Origin of the sequence: Kitasatospora sp. NBC_00070 (assembly GCF_045041205.1) — a bacterium.
In the GTDB taxonomy this organism is placed as follows: Bacteria; Actinomycetota; Actinomycetes; order Streptomycetales; family Streptomycetaceae; genus Kitasatospora.
Genome location: NZ_CP108247.1, coordinates 4733771 through 4752471, shown reverse-complemented (window position 1 = coordinate 4752471; position 18701 = coordinate 4733771). Strand labels below are relative to the sequence as shown.

General features: G+C 70.4%; 18 protein-coding genes. 11 read left to right on the top strand and 7 right to left on the bottom strand.

Annotation, left to right across the window (positions count from 1 at the left end; all coding sequences use genetic code 11):
• Nucleotides 1-195: 195 nt before the first annotated feature.
• Entirely contained in the window at nucleotides 196-1392 is a 1197-nt protein-coding gene (locus tag OHV05_RS21930; protein ID WP_405019181.1) for an NADP-dependent malic enzyme, read from the bottom strand.
• Between the two features lie 660 nt (nucleotides 1393-2052).
• Between OHV05_RS21930 and OHV05_RS21925 the strand changes: the two genes are divergently transcribed.
• The 5 genes from OHV05_RS21925 to OHV05_RS21905 all read left to right on the top strand — a co-directional run bounded on the left by OHV05_RS21925 (nucleotide 2053) and on the right by OHV05_RS21905 (nucleotide 6668).
• Entirely contained in the window at nucleotides 2053-2973 is a 921-nt protein-coding gene (locus OHV05_RS21925) for an ABC transporter substrate-binding protein (RefSeq protein WP_405019180.1), read from the top strand.
• A 261-nt stretch (nucleotides 2974-3234) separates the two neighbouring features.
• Complete coding sequence (locus tag OHV05_RS21920; RefSeq protein ID WP_405019179.1) at nucleotides 3235-4164, top strand: ABC transporter substrate-binding protein; 930 nt, start codon at nucleotides 3235-3237, stop codon at nucleotides 4162-4164.
• Nucleotides 4165-4198: 34 nt separating this feature from the next.
• Nucleotides 4199-5179 carry an amino acid ABC transporter permease gene (locus tag OHV05_RS21915; RefSeq protein WP_405019178.1) on the top strand — a complete coding sequence of 327 codons (981 nt, stop codon included), beginning with the start codon at nucleotides 4199-4201 and terminating at the stop codon, nucleotides 5177-5179.
• Nucleotides 5176-5967 carry an amino acid ABC transporter ATP-binding protein gene (locus OHV05_RS21910; protein ID WP_405019177.1) on the top strand — a complete coding sequence of 264 codons (792 nt, stop codon included), beginning with the start codon at nucleotides 5176-5178 and terminating at the stop codon, nucleotides 5965-5967. The genes OHV05_RS21915 and OHV05_RS21910 overlap by 4 nt, the downstream gene beginning before the upstream one ends.
• Before the next feature lie 116 nt (nucleotides 5968-6083).
• Entirely contained in the window at nucleotides 6084-6668 is a 585-nt protein-coding gene (locus tag OHV05_RS21905; RefSeq protein ID WP_403034824.1) for a CGNR zinc finger domain-containing protein, read from the top strand.
• A 7-nt stretch (nucleotides 6669-6675) separates the two neighbouring features.
• Here the strand turns inward: OHV05_RS21905 and sodX are convergent, their stop codons facing one another.
• On the bottom strand, nucleotides 6676-7038 hold the full coding sequence (gene sodX / locus OHV05_RS21900) for a nickel-type superoxide dismutase maturation protease (protein ID WP_405019176.1): 363 nt from the start codon (nucleotides 7036-7038) through the stop codon (nucleotides 6676-6678).
• A gap of 83 nt (nucleotides 7039-7121) precedes the next feature.
• Here sodX and sodN point away from each other — a divergent pair, with 83 nt between their 5' ends.
• The 4 genes from sodN to OHV05_RS21880 all read left to right on the top strand — a co-directional run bounded on the left by sodN (nucleotide 7122) and on the right by OHV05_RS21880 (nucleotide 9909).
• Nucleotides 7122-7517 (top strand): superoxide dismutase, Ni, encoded by a 396-nt coding sequence (gene sodN, locus OHV05_RS21895; protein ID WP_403034819.1) that lies wholly within the window; start codon nucleotides 7122-7124, stop codon nucleotides 7515-7517.
• A 105-nt stretch (nucleotides 7518-7622) separates the two neighbouring features.
• Nucleotides 7623-8099 (top strand): GNAT family N-acetyltransferase, encoded by a 477-nt coding sequence (locus OHV05_RS21890; RefSeq protein ID WP_405019175.1) that lies wholly within the window; start codon nucleotides 7623-7625, stop codon nucleotides 8097-8099.
• Between the two features lie 249 nt (nucleotides 8100-8348).
• A complete protein-coding gene (locus OHV05_RS21885) occupies nucleotides 8349-8762 on the top strand; it encodes an anti-sigma regulatory factor (RefSeq protein WP_403034815.1) in 414 nt (137 codons plus the stop codon).
• A gap of 130 nt (nucleotides 8763-8892) precedes the next feature.
• Nucleotides 8893-9909 carry a SigB/SigF/SigG family RNA polymerase sigma factor gene (locus OHV05_RS21880; RefSeq protein WP_405019174.1) on the top strand — a complete coding sequence of 339 codons (1017 nt, stop codon included), beginning with the start codon at nucleotides 8893-8895 and terminating at the stop codon, nucleotides 9907-9909.
• 58 nt (nucleotides 9910-9967) lie between these two features.
• On the opposite strand, the gene OHV05_RS21875 is transcribed toward OHV05_RS21880, so the two are convergent.
• Nucleotides 9968-10384, bottom strand: a complete 417-nt coding sequence (locus OHV05_RS21875) for a hypothetical protein (RefSeq protein WP_405019173.1) — start codon at nucleotides 10382-10384, stop codon at nucleotides 9968-9970.
• A 51-nt stretch (nucleotides 10385-10435) separates the two neighbouring features.
• Here OHV05_RS21875 and OHV05_RS21870 point away from each other — a divergent pair, with 51 nt between their 5' ends.
• On the top strand, nucleotides 10436-11404 hold the full coding sequence (locus OHV05_RS21870) for a diacylglycerol/lipid kinase family protein (protein WP_405019172.1): 969 nt from the start codon (nucleotides 10436-10438) through the stop codon (nucleotides 11402-11404).
• Nucleotides 11405-11754: 350 nt separating this feature from the next.
• The gene (locus tag OHV05_RS21865; RefSeq protein WP_014138019.1) at nucleotides 11755-12006 is read left to right on the top strand and encodes a WhiB family transcriptional regulator; all 252 of its coding nucleotides are present in this window, start codon (nucleotides 11755-11757) and stop codon (nucleotides 12004-12006) included.
• Nucleotides 12007-12279: 273 nt separating this feature from the next.
• Here the strand turns inward: OHV05_RS21865 and OHV05_RS21860 are convergent, their stop codons facing one another.
• The 4 genes from OHV05_RS21860 to OHV05_RS21845 all read right to left on the bottom strand — a co-directional run bounded on the left by OHV05_RS21860 (nucleotide 12280) and on the right by OHV05_RS21845 (nucleotide 18695).
• Nucleotides 12280-13800: a sensor histidine kinase gene (locus OHV05_RS21860; RefSeq protein WP_403034808.1), complete on the bottom strand. Its 1521-nt coding sequence runs from the start codon at nucleotides 13798-13800 to the stop codon at nucleotides 12280-12282.
• Between the two features lie 495 nt (nucleotides 13801-14295).
• On the bottom strand, nucleotides 14296-15354 hold the full coding sequence (locus tag OHV05_RS21855; protein WP_405019171.1) for an SIS domain-containing protein: 1059 nt from the start codon (nucleotides 15352-15354) through the stop codon (nucleotides 14296-14298).
• A 124-nt stretch (nucleotides 15355-15478) separates the two neighbouring features.
• Nucleotides 15479-16792: an extracellular solute-binding protein gene (locus tag OHV05_RS21850; RefSeq protein WP_405019170.1), complete on the bottom strand. Its 1314-nt coding sequence runs from the start codon at nucleotides 16790-16792 to the stop codon at nucleotides 15479-15481.
• 379 nt (nucleotides 16793-17171) lie between these two features.
• On the bottom strand, nucleotides 17172-18695 hold the full coding sequence (locus OHV05_RS21845; protein WP_405019169.1) for a glycoside hydrolase family 3 protein: 1524 nt from the start codon (nucleotides 18693-18695) through the stop codon (nucleotides 17172-17174).
• Nucleotides 18696-18701: the final 6 nt, after the last annotated feature.

Genomic DNA, 18701 nt, shown 5'->3' with positions numbered 1-18701 from the left:
TGCTGATGTGCGGCTCCGCCGCGTGGGCGACGCCGACCTCGAAAGAGGTGATCGTCGCGTAGCCGGTCAGGCACTTTCGCAGTGACCCGCACGCCAGATCTCCTCGCAGTTCCCCGAGCCCCTGGACCGTAGACGCCGGAGCGCCTGCCTACAGCGCAGCCCCTGGACCGTAGGACCGAGCGCCCTGCCGAAAAGCTAGAGCCGCGCGACGCCCTCACGGCGGGCAGCCTCCGCGACCGCCTTGGTGACCGCCGGCGCGACCCGCTCGTCGAACGGCGAGGGGATCACCTTCTGCGGCGTCAGCTCGTCCGCGACCACCGCGGCCAGCGCCTTCGCCGCAGCCAGCTTCATCCCCTCGGTGATCCGGGTCGCCCGGACCTGGAGCGCACCCGCGAAGATCCCCGGGAACGCCAGCACGTTGTTGATCTGGTTCGGGAAGTCCGAACGCCCGGTGGCGACCACCGCCGCGTAGCGGTGCGCGACCTCGGGGTGGATCTCCGGGTTGGGGTTGGCCATCGCGAAGATGAAGCAGCCCTCGGCCATGGTGGCCACCACGTCCTCGGGGACGGTGCCGCCGGAGACGCCGATGAAGACGTCCGCCCCGGCCAGCGCGTCGGCCAGCGAACCCTTCAGCCCGGTCCGGTTGGTGACGGCGGCGATCTCCGCCTTGACGTCGGTCAGGTCGCCCCGGCCCTCGTACACCACGCCGCGCCGGTCGCAGACGGCCACGTCGCCGATGCCGGCCGCGACCAGCATCTTGGCGATCGCGATGCCGGCCGCACCGGCGCCGGAGATGACCGCGCGGAGCGAACCGATCTCCCGGCCGGTCACCTTGGCGGCGTTCCACAGCGCGGCGGTGGAGACGATCGCGGTGCCGTGCTGGTCGTCGTGGAAGATCGGGATGTCCAGGGCCTCCTGGAGCCGGCGCTCGATCTCGAAGCAGCGCGGGGCGGAGATGTCCTCCAGGTTGACGCCGCCGAAGGAGGGCGCCAGCCGGACCACGGTCTCGACGATCTCGTCGACACCGGTGCAGGCCAGCGCGATCGGCACCGCGTCCACGCCGCCGAACTGCTTGAACAGGATCGCCTTGCCCTCCATGACGGGCAGCGAGGCCTCCGGGCCGATGTCGCCGAGGCCGAGCACCGCGGTGCCGTCGGTGACGACCGCGACCACGTTGGACTTCCAGGTGTAGTCGTTGACCAGCTCGGGCCGCTCGGCGATGGCGGTGCAGACCTTGGCGACACCGGGGGTGTAGGCGAGGGACAGGTCGTCCGCGTCGCGCACCGGCACCGTCGCCCGGATCTCCATCTTGCCGCCGCGGTGGAGCGCGAACACGGCGTCGACCGGGTCGTAGGTGTCCTGAGTGCTGCTGTGGATGATCTCCGCTGCCACGATGACCTCTTCGTCATGATCAGCGAGGGCGGGCCGACGGACGACCGACCCGTTCGGATACCGAAAAATCCCGGACCCCGCCGAAGCGGGCCCGGAACGGGGTCGGGGCACTGCCGTCGGGCAACGCCCTCGAATGAGGGTTTTTGGGTGTCTCTGCGCTGTGCTTCCGGTCTGCCGAGGCATCGTCCGGTCGGTACCGGAGCATGAGCCTAGGTCGGACTGAGGCATCGCACCTATGCCTTCTTGTCCTTTTAACGCGCATGTCATTCGCCGCTAGGGGCACTTGACGACCCCTGAAATCGGAAGTTCCGGGGGCCCTGCACCGACAACGGCGAGCATGCGCGCACACCCGCAGGAGTGAACACCAGACTCGGAGGGGAGGTGGCGCCTCGAATCCGGAGTCGGCGTCTTCGACTTCCGGTTCTGCGCGCCCCAGGTCTGTCGCGACCTGGCGGTCTGGGTTCTGATCGGGGGTCACCCGATACCCGATTCTGACACATCCGAGACCCGATCCGGCAGGGCGGGATGGCAGGATCCCTGTTCCGGCCACCGACCAGGACCGTCCGCGCACACGTCGGCGCGGTCCCTCCGGTCCGGCGCACACCCGCGCCCGGCTCGGCGGTCCGGGTGGAACCCCTCTCCCACAGGAGGAGCTCGACCATGCAGCGAACCACCCTCATACCTCGTCAGATCGGCCGCTGCGGAGCGGCCGTGGCGGCGGGAGCCCTCCTGCTCACCGCGTGCGGCGGCGAGCAGGACCGGCAGAAGCCCACCGACGACCCGCGCTCGATGGTCCCGGCCGGGATCAAGGCCGCCGGTGTGCTCCGGATCGGCATCGACCTGAACTACGCCCCGGTCGACTTCAAGGGGACCGACCAGCAGGCGGCCGGTATCGACCCGGACATCGCCGAGGCGGTCGGCCGGGAGCTCGGCCTGCGGGTCGAGTACGTGGACACCGCCTTCGACAAGCTGATCCCCGGTCTGCACGCGAAGCAGTACGACGTGGTGATGTCCGCGATGAGCGACAACCGCCAGCGCCGCGAGGGCACCGACGACGCGGGCGGCCCGGTCGGCCCGGGGCTGGACTTCGCCGACTACTTCATCGCCGGGACCTCGATCCTGGTCCGCAAGGGCAACCCCAAGGCGATCTCCGGCCTGGACGACCTGTGCGGGCACACCGTCGCCCTGCAGCGCGGCACCACCCAGGCGGGCGTGATCGACCGGCAGAACGCCGCCTGCACCAAGGCGGGCAAGCCGCTCAAGGTGAAGCTGTTCGAGAACGACGACCTCGCGCTGGCCGAGCTGGCGGCCGGCCGGGCGGACGCCGACCTGAACGACTACCCGGTGGCCGCCTACGTGGCGCAGCAGCGGGACGGCGGCAAGACCTTCCAGGTGGTCGGCGCCCAACTGCAGCCGAGCCCGTACGGGATCGCGCTGACCAAGGACAGCACAGAGCTGCGCGAGGCCCTGCTGAAGGCGCTCAACCGGGTGATCCGCAGCGGCGAGTACGACCGGATCCTGGCCCAGTGGAACGTCTCGGACGGAGCGGTGCAGAACGCCGTCGCCAACGGCGGGTTCTGACCGTTTGCGGCCGATTGGTCTGCATACTTATACGCGGAGTGACAGGGGCACGGGATTGGTCCGGATAGCGGACACTCTGACCCCTCGTTATCCGATTTTGATCTGAATAGTGACCCGATCCCTGACCCCTGATGGCAGGATTCCCACCAACTCGGATCGCTTCAGCCCACCTCGGCGGAGGGTGGCGACAAGCCCCGGCACCCGTACGCCGCCCCCGCGGCGCGCTCCGCCCAGCCTCTCCCACAGGAGGAGACTCCCCCCATGACCGTCCGTAACCCGCGCACCCGCCTCTTCGCCGCCGGCGCCGTCCTCGCGACCGGTTCGCTGCTGCTCACCGCCTGCGGCAGCAGCGGCAGCTCCTCGCCGAGCGGCGCCGCGAGCCCGAGTGGATCCGTCCAGGCCGTCACCGCCGACGCCGCACTGGCCGCGCTCGTCCCGGCCGACGTGAAGTCCTCCGGCAAGCTGGTGGTCGCGGTCGACGCGTCCTACGCGCCGAACGAGTTCAAGGACGACAAGGGCAACATCGTCGGCATGGACGTCGACCTGGCCAACGCCATCGCGCAGAAGCTCGGTCTGACCGCGACCGTGGAGAACTCCCCGTTCACCGCGATCATCCCGGGCATCTCCGCGAAGAAGTTCCAGCTCGGCATGAGCTCGTTCACGGACACCAAGGAGCGCGAGCAGACCGTCGACATGGTCACCTACTTCACCGCGGGCACCTCGTCCGCCGTGAAGAAGGGCAACCCGGAGAAGGTCAACGCCGACGACCTGTGCGGGAAGAAGATCGCCGTCCAGACCGGCACCACCCAGGCCGACGCGATCAAGGACACCATCAACCCGGCCTGCGCCAAGGCGGGCAAGGCCACCGTCCCGAACGACGGCGACAAGTTCGACCTGCAGACCGACGTGACCACCGCGCTGGTCTCCGGCCGCGACCAGGTCATGATGGCCGACTCGCCGGTCATCGACTACGCGATCAAGCAGACCAACGGCCAGCTGGAGAAGCTCGGCGGCACCACCGACAGCGCGCCGTACGGCGTCGTGGTGGCGAAGGGCTCGGACCTCACCAAGGCCGTGCAGGGCGCGATCCAGGCCCTGATCGCGGACGGCACCTACAAGTCGATCCTGTCGAAGTGGGGCGTCGACGCCGGTGCGGTCGACAAGTCCGTGATCAACGGCGCCACCAGCTGACCCGTCGTCAGACCTCACTCCCCGAAGGTCCCCTGTGAACTCTCCCGACCAGGGGGTGGCGAAGCAGCCGGCACGGCCCGAGAACATCAAGGCCGTGCCGGTCCGCCACCCCGGACGCTGGGCCGGAGCAGTCGTCATCCTGGTACTCCTGGCGATGCTGCTCCACGCCCTGTTCTACAACAAGGCATTCCAATGGGATGTCGTCGGCAAGTACATCTTCGACTCCAGCATCCTGAACGGCCTGGTCGTCACGCTGGAGCTGACCGCGCTGTCCATGGTGATGGGCCTGGTCGGCGGTGTGCTGCTGGCCGTCATGCGGCTCTCGCCGAACCCGCTGCTCTCCGGCGTGGCCTGGCTCTACATCTGGATCTTCCGCGGCACCCCGGTGCTGGTCCAGCTGGTGTTCTGGAACTTCCTCGGCGCGCTCTGGCCGACCCTGTCGATCGGGATCCCGTTCGGCCCGGAGTTCTGGTCCGAGCCGACCAACAAGCTGATCCCGGTCTTCACCGCCGCCCTGCTCGGGCTCGGCCTGAACGAGGCCGCCTACATGGCGGAGATCGTCCGCGGCGGCATCCAGTCGGTGGACGAGGGCCAGTCCGAGGCCTCGCACGCGCTGGGCATGAGCCGGTTCACCACCATGCGCCGGATCGTGCTCCCGCAGGCGATGCGGGTGATCATCCCGCCGACCGGCAACGAGACCATCTCGATGCTCAAGACCACCTCGCTGGTCTCGGTGATCGCGCTGGAGGAGCTCTTCCGGGCCGGCCAGAACATCTACTCGCGGACCTTCGAGACCATCCCGCTGCTGATCACCGTCAGCCTCTGGTACCTGTTCCTGACCTCGGTGCTGACCATCGGTCAGTACTACGTGGAGCGGTACTACGCGCGGGGCAGCAACCGGGCCCTGCCGCCGACCCCGCTGCAGCGGATAAGGGCACTGTTCCAGGGCCGGCACACCCCGCCGGCCGCGCCGGTGGTCAACCCCGGGGTGCACGGCGGAGGTAACTTCTCATGACCGAGCTGACCAAGCAGGACCGGCCCGGGCACCCGATGGTCAAGGCCGAGGGCGTCCGGAAGTCGTACGGGCAGGTCGAGGTGCTCAAGGGCATCGACCTGGAGGTCAGGCAGGGCGAGGTGTTCTGCCTGATCGGTCCGTCCGGCTCCGGCAAGTCCACCTTCCTGCGCTGCATCAACCACCTGGAGAAGATCAACGGTGGCTTCCTGTCGGTGGACGGCGAGCTCGTCGGCTACCGCCAGAAGGGCGACCGGCTCTACGAGCTGAAGGACCGTGAGGTCGCGGTCAAGCGCCAGGACATCGGCATGGTGTTCCAGCGCTTCAACCTCTTCCCGCACATGACCGCGCTGCAGAACATCATCGAGGCGCCGGTCCAGGTCAAGGGCGAGAGCAAGAACGAGGCGAGGCAGCGGGCGACGGCCCTGCTGGAGCGGGTGGGCCTGGCCGACAAGGCCGACAACTACCCGTCCCAGCTCTCCGGCGGCCAGCAGCAGCGGGTGGCGATCGCCCGGGCGCTCGCCATGAAGCCCAAGCTGATGCTCTTCGACGAGCCCACCTCGGCGCTCGACCCTGAGCTGGTCGGTGACGTCCTCGACGTCATGCGCGACCTGGCCAGGGAGGGCATGACCATGATCGTGGTGACCCACGAGATGGGCTTCGCCCGCGAGGTCGGCGACGCGCTGGTCTTCATGGACGGCGGCGTGGTGGTCGAGTCCGGCCACCCGCGCGAGGTGCTCACCGACCCGCAGCACGAGCGGACCAGGGCCTTCCTCTCCAAGGTGCTCTGAGACGGAACGCGGCAGGCGCCCGTGCGATCCCCGGATCGCCGGGCGCCTGCCGCGTTCCCGCCGGAGGTAATACCCTGGGGGCAGCTCAGCCGTTACCGCCCCTGGAAGGACCCCCCGTGGAGCTCGCCGCGTACGCCAACTTCGCCGTTCGGCTGGTGAACAGCGAGGAGCCCGAGCGGGGCACCGACGCGCTCACCTCGGTCGAGGCGGTGCGGGCGCTGTTCGGGCCGTCGTCGCGGGCCGCCGGGCTGGCCGACGAGGCCGACCTGCCCCGGCTGCGGGCGGTCAGGACCAGGCTGCGCGGGGTCTTCGAGGCCGCCGCCGAGGGCGACGAGGTGCGCGGGGTCGACCTGCTGAACAGCCTGATGATCGAGTACCCGGTCAGCCCGCTGGTCTCCGGGCACGACTACCTGGACGACGCCGGGCGGCCGCGCTGGCACCTGCACCTGGCCGACAACGCCCCCACCGCCGCCGCCAACTTCACCGCGGTGGCCTGCATGGGCCTGGCCATCCACCTCACCGAGCTGGGCGCCGACCGGCTCGGCATCTGCCAGGCCGCGCCCTGCCGGAACGCCTACCTGGACACCTCCACCAACCGCTCCCGCCGGTACTGCTCCGACCGCTGCGCCACCCGCGCCAACGTGGCGGCGTACCGGGCCCGCAAGCGCGAGGAGGCCCGCCGGGCCGGCACCGCGGCCTGACCGGGCGTCAGAGGTCCAGATCGACCGGCCGGTACCGGCCGAGCCGGCCCGGCCGGGGCCACAGCCGGGCCACCACCCGCCCGAGCACCAACTCCTCGGCCACCGGCCCGTACTCGCGGCTGTCGCTGCGCACGCCCTGGTTGTCGGAGAGCATCCACCACCCGTCCGGCCGCCGCTCCGCCGCCCGTTTGAGCACCAGCAGCTCCGGCCGGCGGGGGTGCCGGAACAGCGCCACCGCCTCCGGCCGCAGCCGCGCCCCGTACCGGACCAGCACCAGGTCGCCGTCGCGCAGCCGCGGCCGCATCGAGGGTCCGGCCACCACGACCACCCCGAACGGGACCAGGCCACCGCCCTGCTGTCGCCCCGTCACCCCGACTCCCCCCTCCGCACACCCAAACCAACCCTCTGAGGGTAATCTCAGGCGCGGGAAGACGATCTAAGGAAGGACTCCCAATGCGTCTGTTTGCTTCGCGCGTCACCGCGCACGCCCACTGCGACCTGCCCTGCGGCGTGTACGACCCGGCCCAGGCCCGCATCGAGGCCGAGTCGGTGAAGGCCACTCAGGAGAAGTACCAGGCCAACGAGGACCCGGTCTTCCGGGCCCGGGCCATCGTCATCAAGGAGGAGCGGGCCGAGCTGGTCAAGCACCACCTCTCGGTGCTGCACACCGACTACTTCAAGGCCCCGCACTTCGAGAAGTACCCGCAGCTGCACGAGCTGTTCAACAACGCGGGCAAGGCGGCCTCGGCCGCCAAGGCGTCCACCGACCCGGCCACCGGCCAGGCTCTGCTGGACCTGATCGCCGAGATCGACAGCATCTTCTGGGAGACCAAGAAGGCCGCTGCCTGATCCCGGAGCCCACGCTCCTGTGCCCGGCCGCTCCCCGAGCGGCCGGGCACGCGTGTGAGAAATCGCCTTTCCGCTCCCGGTCGGGCCCCGAGTAGGCTCGCCCGTATGATCCGCACCGCCGCAGTCACCGACGTCCCCCTGATCCTCGACCTGATCCGCGAGCTGGCCGACTACGAGAAGGCCCCGCAGGAGGCCGTCGCCACCACGGAACAGTTGACCGAGGCGCTGTTCGGGGCCGCCCCGGCCGTCTTCGGCCTGATCGCCGAGGACGACGAGAGCGGCGAGGCGGTCGGCTTCGCGCTCTGGTTCCGGAACTTCTCCACCTGGCGCGGCACCCACGGGGTGTACCTGGAGGACCTCTACGTCCGCCCGAGCGCGCGCGGCGGCGGCCACGGCAAGGCCCTGCTGACCGAGCTGGCCAGGATCTGCGTGCGCAACGGCTACTCCCGGCTGGAGTGGTCCGTGCTGGACTGGAACGAGCCCTCGATCGGCTTCTACCGCTCGCTCGGCGCCGTCCCGATGGACGGCTGGTCGGTCTACCGGCTGACCGACGGGGCGCTGGCCGCGCTCGGCTCCGAGTAGCCGTACCGCCCGCCGGAGTTCGAACAGGTTAGCTCGTTCCCGTGACGACCGTCCCGGATCGCGACAAGCGTCGGTGGATAGCGGTAACGTCACGGGCGGATGCGCGGCGTTCCGACCTCTCCGGTGTGGGTATGACCGGTACGTACCGCACCACCCCTCTGGACAGTTGGGGCGAAGCAGTTGAACCGAGCAACAGGAAGTGCCGCGGCTCCCGAGCCGCAAGCACCTTGCGTCACCCAGGAGGTGAGGGTGTCCCAGATCGACGGCGATCCCGGCGTGAAGGACTTCGTCGAAGTCCGGCTGCCCGCGGCAGGGGCGTACCTCTCGGTGCTGCGGACGGCGACCGCCGGTCTCGCGGCCCGGTTGGACTTCACCCTGGACGAGATCGAGGACCTTCGGATCGCGGTGGACGAAGCCTGCGCCATCCTGCTCCAGCAGGCGGTCCCGGGCTCCGTGCTGAGCTGCGAATTCCGGCTGGTGGGCGACTCGCTGCGGGTCACCGTCGCGGCCCCCACCACGGACGGCCGGGCCCCCGAGCGGGACACCTTCGCCTGGACGGTGCTCTCCGCACTGGCCGGCGAGGTGGAGTCCTCGGTGGCCGCCGACAAGACGGTGAGCATCAGTCTGCACAAGAAGCGCGGCGGAGCACCGGCAGCGGTGTGACAGCCGCCGGTGTGAGGCCCACCCGCGAAGCCGTACGCCCGGCACCCCACGTGCCGCGCGTACGGCTCCCCCGTACCGCACCGCGGTACACCCCATGTGAAGTGCTCCCGGAACGGAACGGGTGACCGCCGTGAGTGATCTCGACCGCACAGGCCTTGCCGGAAGCCCGGCCATCGCCACCGCCGACGTGACGCTGCCGCCCCAGGTGAGTGGCGTCCCCCCGCAGCCCGCCCGAACCGCCACCGCCGACGTGCACCCGAAGGACACCCATCGGATGAGCCAGCCGACCGATCCGCCGCACGATCCGTCGCCGACGCCGGAGCAGCCGCCGGCTGCGGCCGGTACCGAGGAGGTGCGCCCGGCGGTCCCCGTCCAGGTGCACCGCTCCGGCGCGCCGGACCGGGAGGCCGCCCGGGCGCTGTTCGTCAAACTGGCCGGCCTGCCGGAGGGTTCGCCGGAGCGGGTCGAGCTGCGCAACCAGCTGGTCCGGATGCACATCCCGCTGGTCGAGCACCTGGCCCGGCGGTTCCGCAACCGCGGCGAGCCGCTGGACGACCTGACCCAGGTCGCCACCATCGGCCTGATCAAGTCGGTGGACCGATTCGACCACGAGCGCGGGGTCGAGTTCTCCACCTACGCCACCCCGACCATCGTCGGCGAGATCAAGCGCCACTTCAGGGACAAGGGCTGGGCGGTCCGGGTGCCCCGCCGCCTCCAGGAGCTGCGGCTCTCGCTCACCACGGCGACCAGCGAGCTGTCCCAGCGGCACGGCCGCTCCCCCACCGTGCACGAGCTGGCGGAGCACCTCGGGATCTCCGAGGAGGACGTGCTGGAGGGCCTGGAGTCGGCCAACGCCTACTCCACCCTCTCGCTGGACGTCCCGGACAGCGACGACGAGTCGCCCGCCGTGGCGGACACCCTGGGCGCCACCGACGAGGCCCTGGAGGGCGTCGAGTACCGGGAGTCGCTCAAGCCACTGCTGGCCCAACTCCCGCCCCGGGAGCAGAAGATCCTGGTGCTCCGGTTCTTCCGGAACATGACCCAGTCGCAGATCGCGGCCGAGGTGGGGATCTCCCAGATGCACGTCTCCCGGCTGCTGGCCAGGACGCTGGCCCAGCTCCGCGAGAAGCTGCTGGTCGAGGAGTAGGAACGACCACGGCCCGGCACCCCGTCTCGACGGGTGCCGGGCCGTGCCGTGTCGTACGTCAGTCGGCGGTCGGCGCGTAGAGCACCTCGGTCACCTTCGGGTTCAGCAGCGAGCCGATCCCGACCAGGCCGAGCAGCCCGACGGCCACCCCGGCGACCTGCATCGTGCCGCCGTTCTGCCACATGTAGTAGGCCACCGGCAGGCAGATCGAGTTGGTCAGCACGGCCGGGCTGCGCCCCCACCGGCGCGCTTTCAGCAGCGCGCGCCCCGCCAGGATCGGAAGCGCCCCCATCAGCAGCAGGATCACGCCGCCGAGCTCGCTGCGGCCCTGCGCCGGTGCGTCCCAGAGGAAGCCGGCCACGATGTCGTAGAGGCCCCAGCCGGCCAGCGCCGCGCCCTGCAGCGCGGTGATCGCGGCGCCGACGAGCAGCGCGGTGGGCCGGGCGGGGCTTGGGGTGATGGATTCAGCGGTCACTCCAGCAGGGTAGCCGCCGCGCTTGGATCACCGCCCCGTAGGCTGAGCGCCATGCGCGCTCTCCTGGTCGTGAACCCGAAGGCGACCACCACGAGTGGACGCACCCGCGACGTGCTGACCCACGCCCTGCGCAGCGACCTGGCGCTGGAGGTCGCGCACACCGAGTACCGCGGCCACGCCCGTGACCTGGCCCGGGAGGCGGCCGAGCGCGGGCTCGACCTGGTGGTCTCGCTCGGCGGCGACGGCACCGTGAACGAGATCGTCAACGGGCTGCTCACGCACGGCCCGTCCGACCGGGTGCCCCGGCTGGCCATCGTCCCCGGCGGTTCGACCAACGTGTTCGCCCGCACGCTCGGTCTGCCGAACGACCCGGTGGAGGCGACCGGCGCACTCCTGGACGCCCTGGAGCACCGGCGTGAGCGGGCGGTCAGCCTGGGCAAGGCGATGACCGAGGGCCTGCCGGACCGCTGGTTCACCTTCACGGCCGGCCTGGGCTTCGACGCGGGCGTGGTCGGCCGGGTGGAGGCCCAGCGGCGGGCCGGACGGAGGTCCACCCACGGGCTCTACGTCGGCCAGGCGCTGCGGCACTACGTGACGGAGCGTGAGCACCGCAGAAACGGCCCCATCACGCTGGAGCTGAACGGCCAGGAATCCGTGCCGGGCTTGGTGCTGGCGATAATCTCCAACACTTCGCCGTGGACCTTTCTGGGCAACCGGCCGGTCTTTCCGTCCCCCTCCGCGTCCTTCGACAGCGACCTCGACATCTTCGGCATCACTCGAATGACCGCGTTCGGCACGGCTCGAACGGTGCGTCAGATTCTGCGCTCGCACACGCCTGCGGACGGCGCCACAGGGCCGGTCGGCCCTACGGGCAAGCACCTCGTCTCCTATCACGACGTCCGACACTTCACCTTGGTTTCACAGGAACCGGCCCCGTTTCAGGTCGACGGGGACCACCTTGGAGACAGGAGTCGCGTCAGTTTCACAGGCGTTCGGCGGGCACTGCGTGTGATTGTGTGACCAGAAGGGCCCCCCGCCCTTCTTCTCGAACGCACAAGCCCCCTTCACCCCATAGAAGTACGGGCTGTGAGCTAGGCGACACCGAAGAATCAAAAATTCCTCGCCGAAGGGGGTTGTATCCGAGCCCGAGGTTTGCGAACCTCTACATGGCGATCGGGACACGTCGCAGCGGGACATACCGCGACAGTTCCCTTGATCCGCCCGAACCCCACTTCTGCACAGACCACCCGGGCCTCATGGGCCTTTGGTCCCTTTTGCTGTTGCGGGATTCGTGAAAGCGTTCACATTCACAAGCCACCACGATTGCGTCGACCGGGCCACAGCCCGCCGACCGGAGGAGTTGGACGAACATGGACTGGCGCCACCGCGCTGTCTGTCGCGAAGAGGACCCGGAGCTGTTCTTCCCGATCGGGAACACCGGTCCTGCTCTGCTGCAGATCGAGGAAGCCAAGGCCGTGTGCCGCCGCTGCCCCGTCATGGAGCAGTGCCTGCAGTGGGCACTGGAGACCGGCCAGGATGCCGGCGTCTGGGGCGGCATGAGCGAGGACGAGCGTCGTGCGATGAAGCGCCGCGCCGCCCGCAACCGGGCCCGCACCGCCTGACATTCCGTCAGCACCGCCTGATCAACACATGATCAAAGGCTTGGCCGCACCTTCGGCCGAGCCTTCCACGGCACGGACACTTGCTAGTGTTCACTGAGAGCAATACCGTGGAGCTGTGACGCTCACCGTGTGCAAGCACGTGGGGCGAGCGTCGAGCGACACCATAGAGCCCCCGTTCCGGCCGACTCCCCCCGACGGCCGGAACGGGTTGAGAGGCCCTGTCGACCCACCCCCCCCGGTCGACAGGGCCTCGTTGCTTTTCCCCCGTCCCGCCTACGGGACGGGGATCTCCAGGACCACCTTGGTGCCGCCCTCCGGGTTGGCCACCATGTCGAAGCTGCCGCCGAGCTCGTTGGTGGCCAGGGTCCGGACGATCTGCAGCCCCAGGTTGCCCGCCGTCTGCGGGTCGAAGCCCTCGGGCATGCCCCGGCCGTCGTCCTGCACCGTGATCAGCAGGTACTCCTCCGGCTTGGCGCCGCCGTTCCAGCTCTCCGACCAGCCGGTCCCGGTCGCGGGCGCCCGCCCGCGCAGGGCGCTGACCTCGACGCTGCCGCCGTCCTTCGGGTCGAACGCGTGCTCCAGGGCGTTCTGCAGCACCTCGGTCAGCACCATCGCCAGCGGGGTGGCCACCTCGGCCGACAGGATGCCGAAGCTGCCGGTCCGCCGGGTGGCGACCTTGCCGTCCTGGGAGAGCTCCATCACCATCGCCAGCACCCGGTCGGCGATCTCGTCGAAGGCGACCTGCTCGTCCAGGGTCTGCGAGAGCGTCTCGTGCACGATCGCGATCGAGCCGACCCGGCGGACCGCCTCGTCCAGCGCGGCCCGGCCGGCCGCCGAGTCCATCCGGCGGGCCTGCAGCCGGAGCAGTGCGGCCACCGTCTGCAGGTTGTTCTTCACCCGGTGGTGGATCTCCCGGATGGTCGCGTCCTTGGTCATCAACTCGCGGTCCCGGCGGCGCAGTTCGGTGACGTCCCGGGCCAGCACCAGCGAACCGGTCAAGGTCCCCTTGGGCTTCAGCGGGATCGCCCGCAGGGTCACCACCCCACCCTGCGCCTCCACCTCGGTCTGCCGGGGCGCCCAGCCGCTGGCCAGCTTGACCAGCGCCTCGTGCACCGCGGCCCGCGCCGGGGGCGCCAACTCGGCCGTGGTGCGCCCCAGGTGACTGCCCACCAGATCCGTGGTCAGCCCGATCCGGTGGTACGCGGACAGCGCGTTCGGGCTGGCGTAGGTGACCACGCCCTCCGCGTCCAGCCTGATCAGGCCGTCGCCGACCCGGGGCGCCGCGTCCATGTCGGTCTGCTCGACCCCGTGGTACGGGAACGTCCCCGCGGCGATCATCTGGGCCAGGTCGGAGGCGCTCTGCAGGTACGTGAGCTCCAGCCGGCTCGGGGTCCGCACGGTGAGCAGATTGGTGTTCCGGGCGATCACCCCGAGCACCTTGCCCTCCCGCCGGACCGGGATCGACTCGACCCGGACCGGCACCTCCTCCCGCCACTCCGGATCACCCTCCCGGACGATCCTCCCCTCGTCGTAGGCGGCGTCCAGCAGCGGCCGGCGGCCCCGGGGCACCAGATGGCCGACCATGTCGTCCTGGTACGACGTGGGCCCCGTATTGGGCCGCATCTGGGCCACCGACACGTACCGGATGCCGTCCCAGGTGGGAATCCACAGCACCAGGTCGGCGAAGGACAGGTCGGAGAGCAGCTGCCACTCCGAGACCAGCATGTGCAGCCACTCCACATCGGCACCGGTCAGGGTGGTGTGGCGGCGGACGAGTTCGTTCAGCGAGGGCACAGGGCGAGGGTATCCGCAGCGGGCCCCGGGCGGCTTCTCCGCTGTGGACCAGACCAATCCCGGGAGCTCTCTGGACAAGCCGGATTGGTCTAGTCCACAATGAAGGAGCACCAAGGAGCCGCCCCCCGCGCAACTGCCCTGACCGCGCGAGGCAGCTCCTCGGTCGGACGCCCCACACCCCGTTGGCCCCGCACAGCCGACGGCCGGTAGAGGCGCCCGACGACAGCTCCGGGCTGCGGTGCCGCACAGGTTGAGGGTCCTGTGTCGGCGCCGTGGCCCGTAGTGCTTTCCCGCTGCGCTCAGCTTTCTGCTGCTCCCGAGGTTGCACTATCCAGGGGCTCGGGGAACTGCGAGGAGATCTGGCGCCGGGGTCACTGCGAAAGTCCCTGACCACCCACGCAACGATCACCTTGCAAGGGCCGGCGTCGCCCACGCGGCGGAGCCGCACACCAGCAGAGCCCCGAGCCCCCGGACCGTAGCGGGCTGGGCACCTGCCTAGTGGGTCTCGGTGATCTTGGCAAGGGCGCGAGGTGCGTCCGGGTCCTGGCCGCGGGCGATGGCGACCTCGTAGGCGAGTTGCTGGAGCGGCAGGATCTCCAGGACGGGCTGGATCTCCTCGGGGACCCCGGGCGGCAGCGCGAAGCCCGCGGAGGCCGCGTCCACCTGGTCCTGCTGCCCGATCACCACCAGGTCCGCACCCCGCCCCCGCAGCCGGTCCAGCACCGGCTGGAGCGCTTCGCCGCCCTTGCCGTCCGGCACCACCGCGATCACCGGCGAGACGTTGTCGACCATCGCCAGCGGCCCGTGCAGCAGATCCGCGCCGGAGAACGGCGAGGCCGGGATGTAGGTGGTCTCCATCAGCTTGAGCGCGGCCTCCCGCGCGGTCGGGTACCCGTAGCCGCGCGAGGTGAGCACCAGCCGCTGGGCGAACCGGTACCGCTCCGCCAGCGCCTTCACCTCGGCCTGCCGCCCGAGTACCTGCTCGGCCAGCTCGGGCAGCACCTCGGCGGCCGAACCGTCCCCGCCGCGCAGGCCCTCGACCAGCAGGTAGAGGGCCAGCAGCTCGGCGGTGTAGGTCTTGGTGGCGGGCAGCGCCTTCTCCGGCCCGGCCAGCAGGTCGATGTGGAACTCGGAGACGTCGGCCAGCGGCGAGTCGGCGTTGTTGGTGACCGCCAGGGTGACCGCGCCGGCCTCCCGGGCGGCCTTGGTGGAGGCCACCAGGTCGGGCGAACCGCCGGACTGGCTGACCGTGACCACCAGCACGTCGGTGAGGTCAGGCCGGGCGCCGTACGCGGTGGTGGTGGACATCGAGGTGAGCCCGGCCGGCTTGCCGAGCAGGATCTCGATCAGGTACTTGGCGTAGAGCGCCGCGTTGTCCGAGGTACCGCGCGCGGTCAGCAGCACGAAGCGCGGGCGGCGGGCGGCGATGCCGGCGGCGACCTCGCGGATCTTCGGGCCGCCCTGGTCGAGGATCCGCCGCAGGACGGCGGGCTGCTCGGCCATCTCCGTCGCCATGATCCGGCCGGGGGCGGGCTGGTTCTGCGGGTCGGTCATCTGACGGTGCCTCCGCTCGGGACGGTCGCTCTCCATCCGTGATGCTACGAGCGTGGCTCCCCCACGGCACGCCGCGGTGCGCCGTCCGGGCAGCGGACGGCGCACCGCGGGACGCGACGGGGTGTCAGGACGGGTTGTTGATCAACTCGTCGATCTTGGCGTCGGTCTCCTGGGTGGCCTGGTCGACGGCCTTGCCCTTGAGGATGTCGTTGAGCATGTTCACCAGCAGGTTCTGCTTCTCGATCGCGCCCCAGCCGGGGGCGATCGGGGTGAACCAGGCGTCCGGCACCGCGTTGGCGGCGGCGGCGGTGGCGGGCTTGGACTTGAGCGGGCTGAGCTGGGTCAGGTTGTTCGGCAGGGTGTCCTTGTCGACCAGCACCTGCTGGGACTTGGCGCTGGTGAACATCCGGATCCAGTCCTTGGCCGCCTCCTGGGACTGCGACTTGGCGGTCACCGCGAGGTCCGAGCCGCCGATGAAGGACGGCAGCGGCTTCCCGTTCGGGCCGGGCATGCCGACCACCTTGAGCGAGTCCTTGAGCTTGGGGTCGCCGCCGACCGGCGCGGTGGCGGTGCCGATCTCCCAGCCGTTGCCGTAGAGCATCGCGGTCTTCGAACGGCCCAGCACGGTGGCCTGGTTGAGCTCGTTCACCGCCAGGTCGCCCTTGTTGTAGGTCTTCACCAGGTCGACGAAGTGCTGGATGCCCTGCTGGGACTTGGCGTCGTGCAGCGCGCCGTGCCACTTGCCGGTGCTGTCGAAGCGGGCGACGGTGCCGCCGTACGCGGCCACGTAGGACATCGCGGCGTACCAGTACGGGCCGGGCAGGTAGAGCGCGGAGTAGCTCTTGTCGGCCTTGTGCTTGGCCGCCACCTTGTCGAGCGCGGCGCGCAGCTCGTCCTCGGTCTTCGGGAACTCGGCGCTGCCGGTGGCCTCCTGGAAGGCCGCGGCGTTGTAGATGCCGACCCGGGCGCCCGCGTAGTACGGCACGCAGTAGAGCTTCTCCTGGTACTTGCAGGTGTTCTCCAGGCCCTGGATCCAGGTGTCCGAGTTCTCGAATCCGGCCTTGTCGACCGTCGCCAGCGAGCCGTTCAGGATGTACTTCATGGTCTCGGTGTTACCGAGTTCGACCACGTCCGGTGCCGAGCCGCCGGCCAGTGCCGCGTCCAGTTTGGCGATCTTGTCGGCCCAGGTCTGGTAACTGAGCTTGAGATCGACCTTCGGGTACTTCGCGGCGAACTCGTCATTCACCTGCTGGACCAGTTCGGGCCAGTTCTGCTGCGCCTCGTTCATCAGCCAGATGGTGACCGAGCCGGTGAGCGTCTTCGGGTCGGTGGTGCCCGGACCGCCGCCCTTGGCGCCCGAGCCGGCGCTGCCCCCGCAGGCCGCTGTGCTGGCGAGCAGTGCCGCGACGCCGAGCGTCGCCATGAGCCGACGGTTCACGCCATCCTCCCGGTTGCTTGGTCCGGTCGAACTGTGGTTTAGACCGGATTGCTGGAGACTGGCCTAGACCAAAGCTGGTGTCAACGATTAGTGGGGCCCAAGTGTCGGACGTTGTAGACCTGTTGTGAGTTGTGTGCGCCCTGTCGCCGTTCCGACACCTAGGGTTCCGTTAAGGCTCCCTTAAGGCCACCTTGAGAGAGCACGGTCATTTCCGGCGGGCATTCCGGAACGCCCCGGAAATGCCCGGACATGACAGAACTGACGCACCGTCACCCACCTGCGGCGGGACCGATTCCGGGGCTTCCGGGGAACCCCGGAAAACCCGGAAACCCACCTACCGGCGTAGGTGGGTTTCCGGGTGGCTGCGGAACTGTTCGGGCTACTGGCCGGTGAGCACCTCGACCGCGGCGAGCCCGAGGACCCGTGCGGCCCCGTGGGTGGCGATGTACAGGGCTCCGGCGGGCGCGGCCTGCGGGACCCCCATCTCGACCACGGCGCCGTCCGGACGGGCCGTCAGGACCCGCTCCAGCACCGCCGTCATCCACTCGTAGCGGTGCGCGTCCCGGACCACCAGGACCAGGCTGCGGCCCTCGGCCCCGGCCAGCAGCCGGGCCACCGTGGCGTCGATCGCCTCGGCGGTGGCGTCCGCCGACGCGACGGTGGCCTTCCGGGTGCCCGGGAAGCGGTCCGCCAGCAGGCCGGAGAGACCCCAGGGGGTGTCGTCGCCGACCGCGAAGTTGGGCTGGTCGGAGAGCGAGACCACGTACGGGCGCTCGGTCACCGGCGCGAAGGCCCGGCCCGGGGCGCGGACCACGCGCAGCGCGCGGCGGGCGGCCCGCAGGCCGATCGCCAGGTCGGGCTCGCCCGGCTGGGTCTGCGCCTCGATCCGGGCCCAGCTGCCGAGGGTGCGGACCCGCTGGGCCGCGTCGGCCAGCCGCTCCGCCGTCAGCGCGCCGGAGCGGACGCCCTCGACGATGGCGTCCCGGAGCTGCAGGACGGTCTCCTCCTCGGTGCAGCCACCGCCGACGCAGATCGCGTCGGCACCGGCGGCCAGCGCCATCACGGTGCCCGGGCCCATGCCGTAGGTGTCCGCGATGGCACCCATCTCGATGCCGTCGGTGACGATCAGGCCCTGGTAGCCCAGCTGACCCCGGAGCAGGTCGGTGAGCACCGCACGGCTGAGCGTCGCGGGCAGCTTCGGGTCCAGCGCCGGGACCATGATGTGAGCGGTCATCACGGCCTTGGCGCCGGCCTCGATGGCCGCCAGGAACGGCACCAGGTCGCGCGAGCGGAGCAGGTCGACGTCCACGTCCACCATCGGCAGGCCGAGGTGCGAGTCGACCGCGGTGTCGCCGTGGCCGGGGAAGTGCTTGGCGCAGGCGGCCACGCCGACCTGCTGGAGGCCCTCCACCCAGGCGGCGGTGTGCCGGGCGCACAGCTCGGGGTCGGCGCCGAACGAGCGGACGCCGATCACCGGGTTGCGCGGGTTGGAGTTGACGTCCGCCGCGGGGGCCCAGTTGTAGTTGACGCCGCAGTTGGCCAGCGCCCGGCCGAGCTCACGGGCGACGTCCCGGGTGAGCGCGGTGTCGTCCACCGCGCCGAGCGCCAGGTTGCCCGGCCAGGAGGAGCCGGAGCCGACCTCCAGGCGGGTGACGTCGCCGCCCTCCTCGTCGATCGCGATCAGCAGGTCCGGGTTCACCGAACGCAGCTCGGCGGTGAGCGCCGCGAGCTGCTCCGGGTCCACCACGTTGCGGGCGAACAGCGCGACCGAGCCGAGCCCGGCAGCCAGGTGCCGGCGGACCCACTCCGGCATGGTGGTGCCGACGAAGCCGGGCTGGAGGACCGTCAGTGCATCCCGGTGCAGCTGGTCGCTGTCGGTCACGGCGGGGGTGAGGATGCTCATGATCGG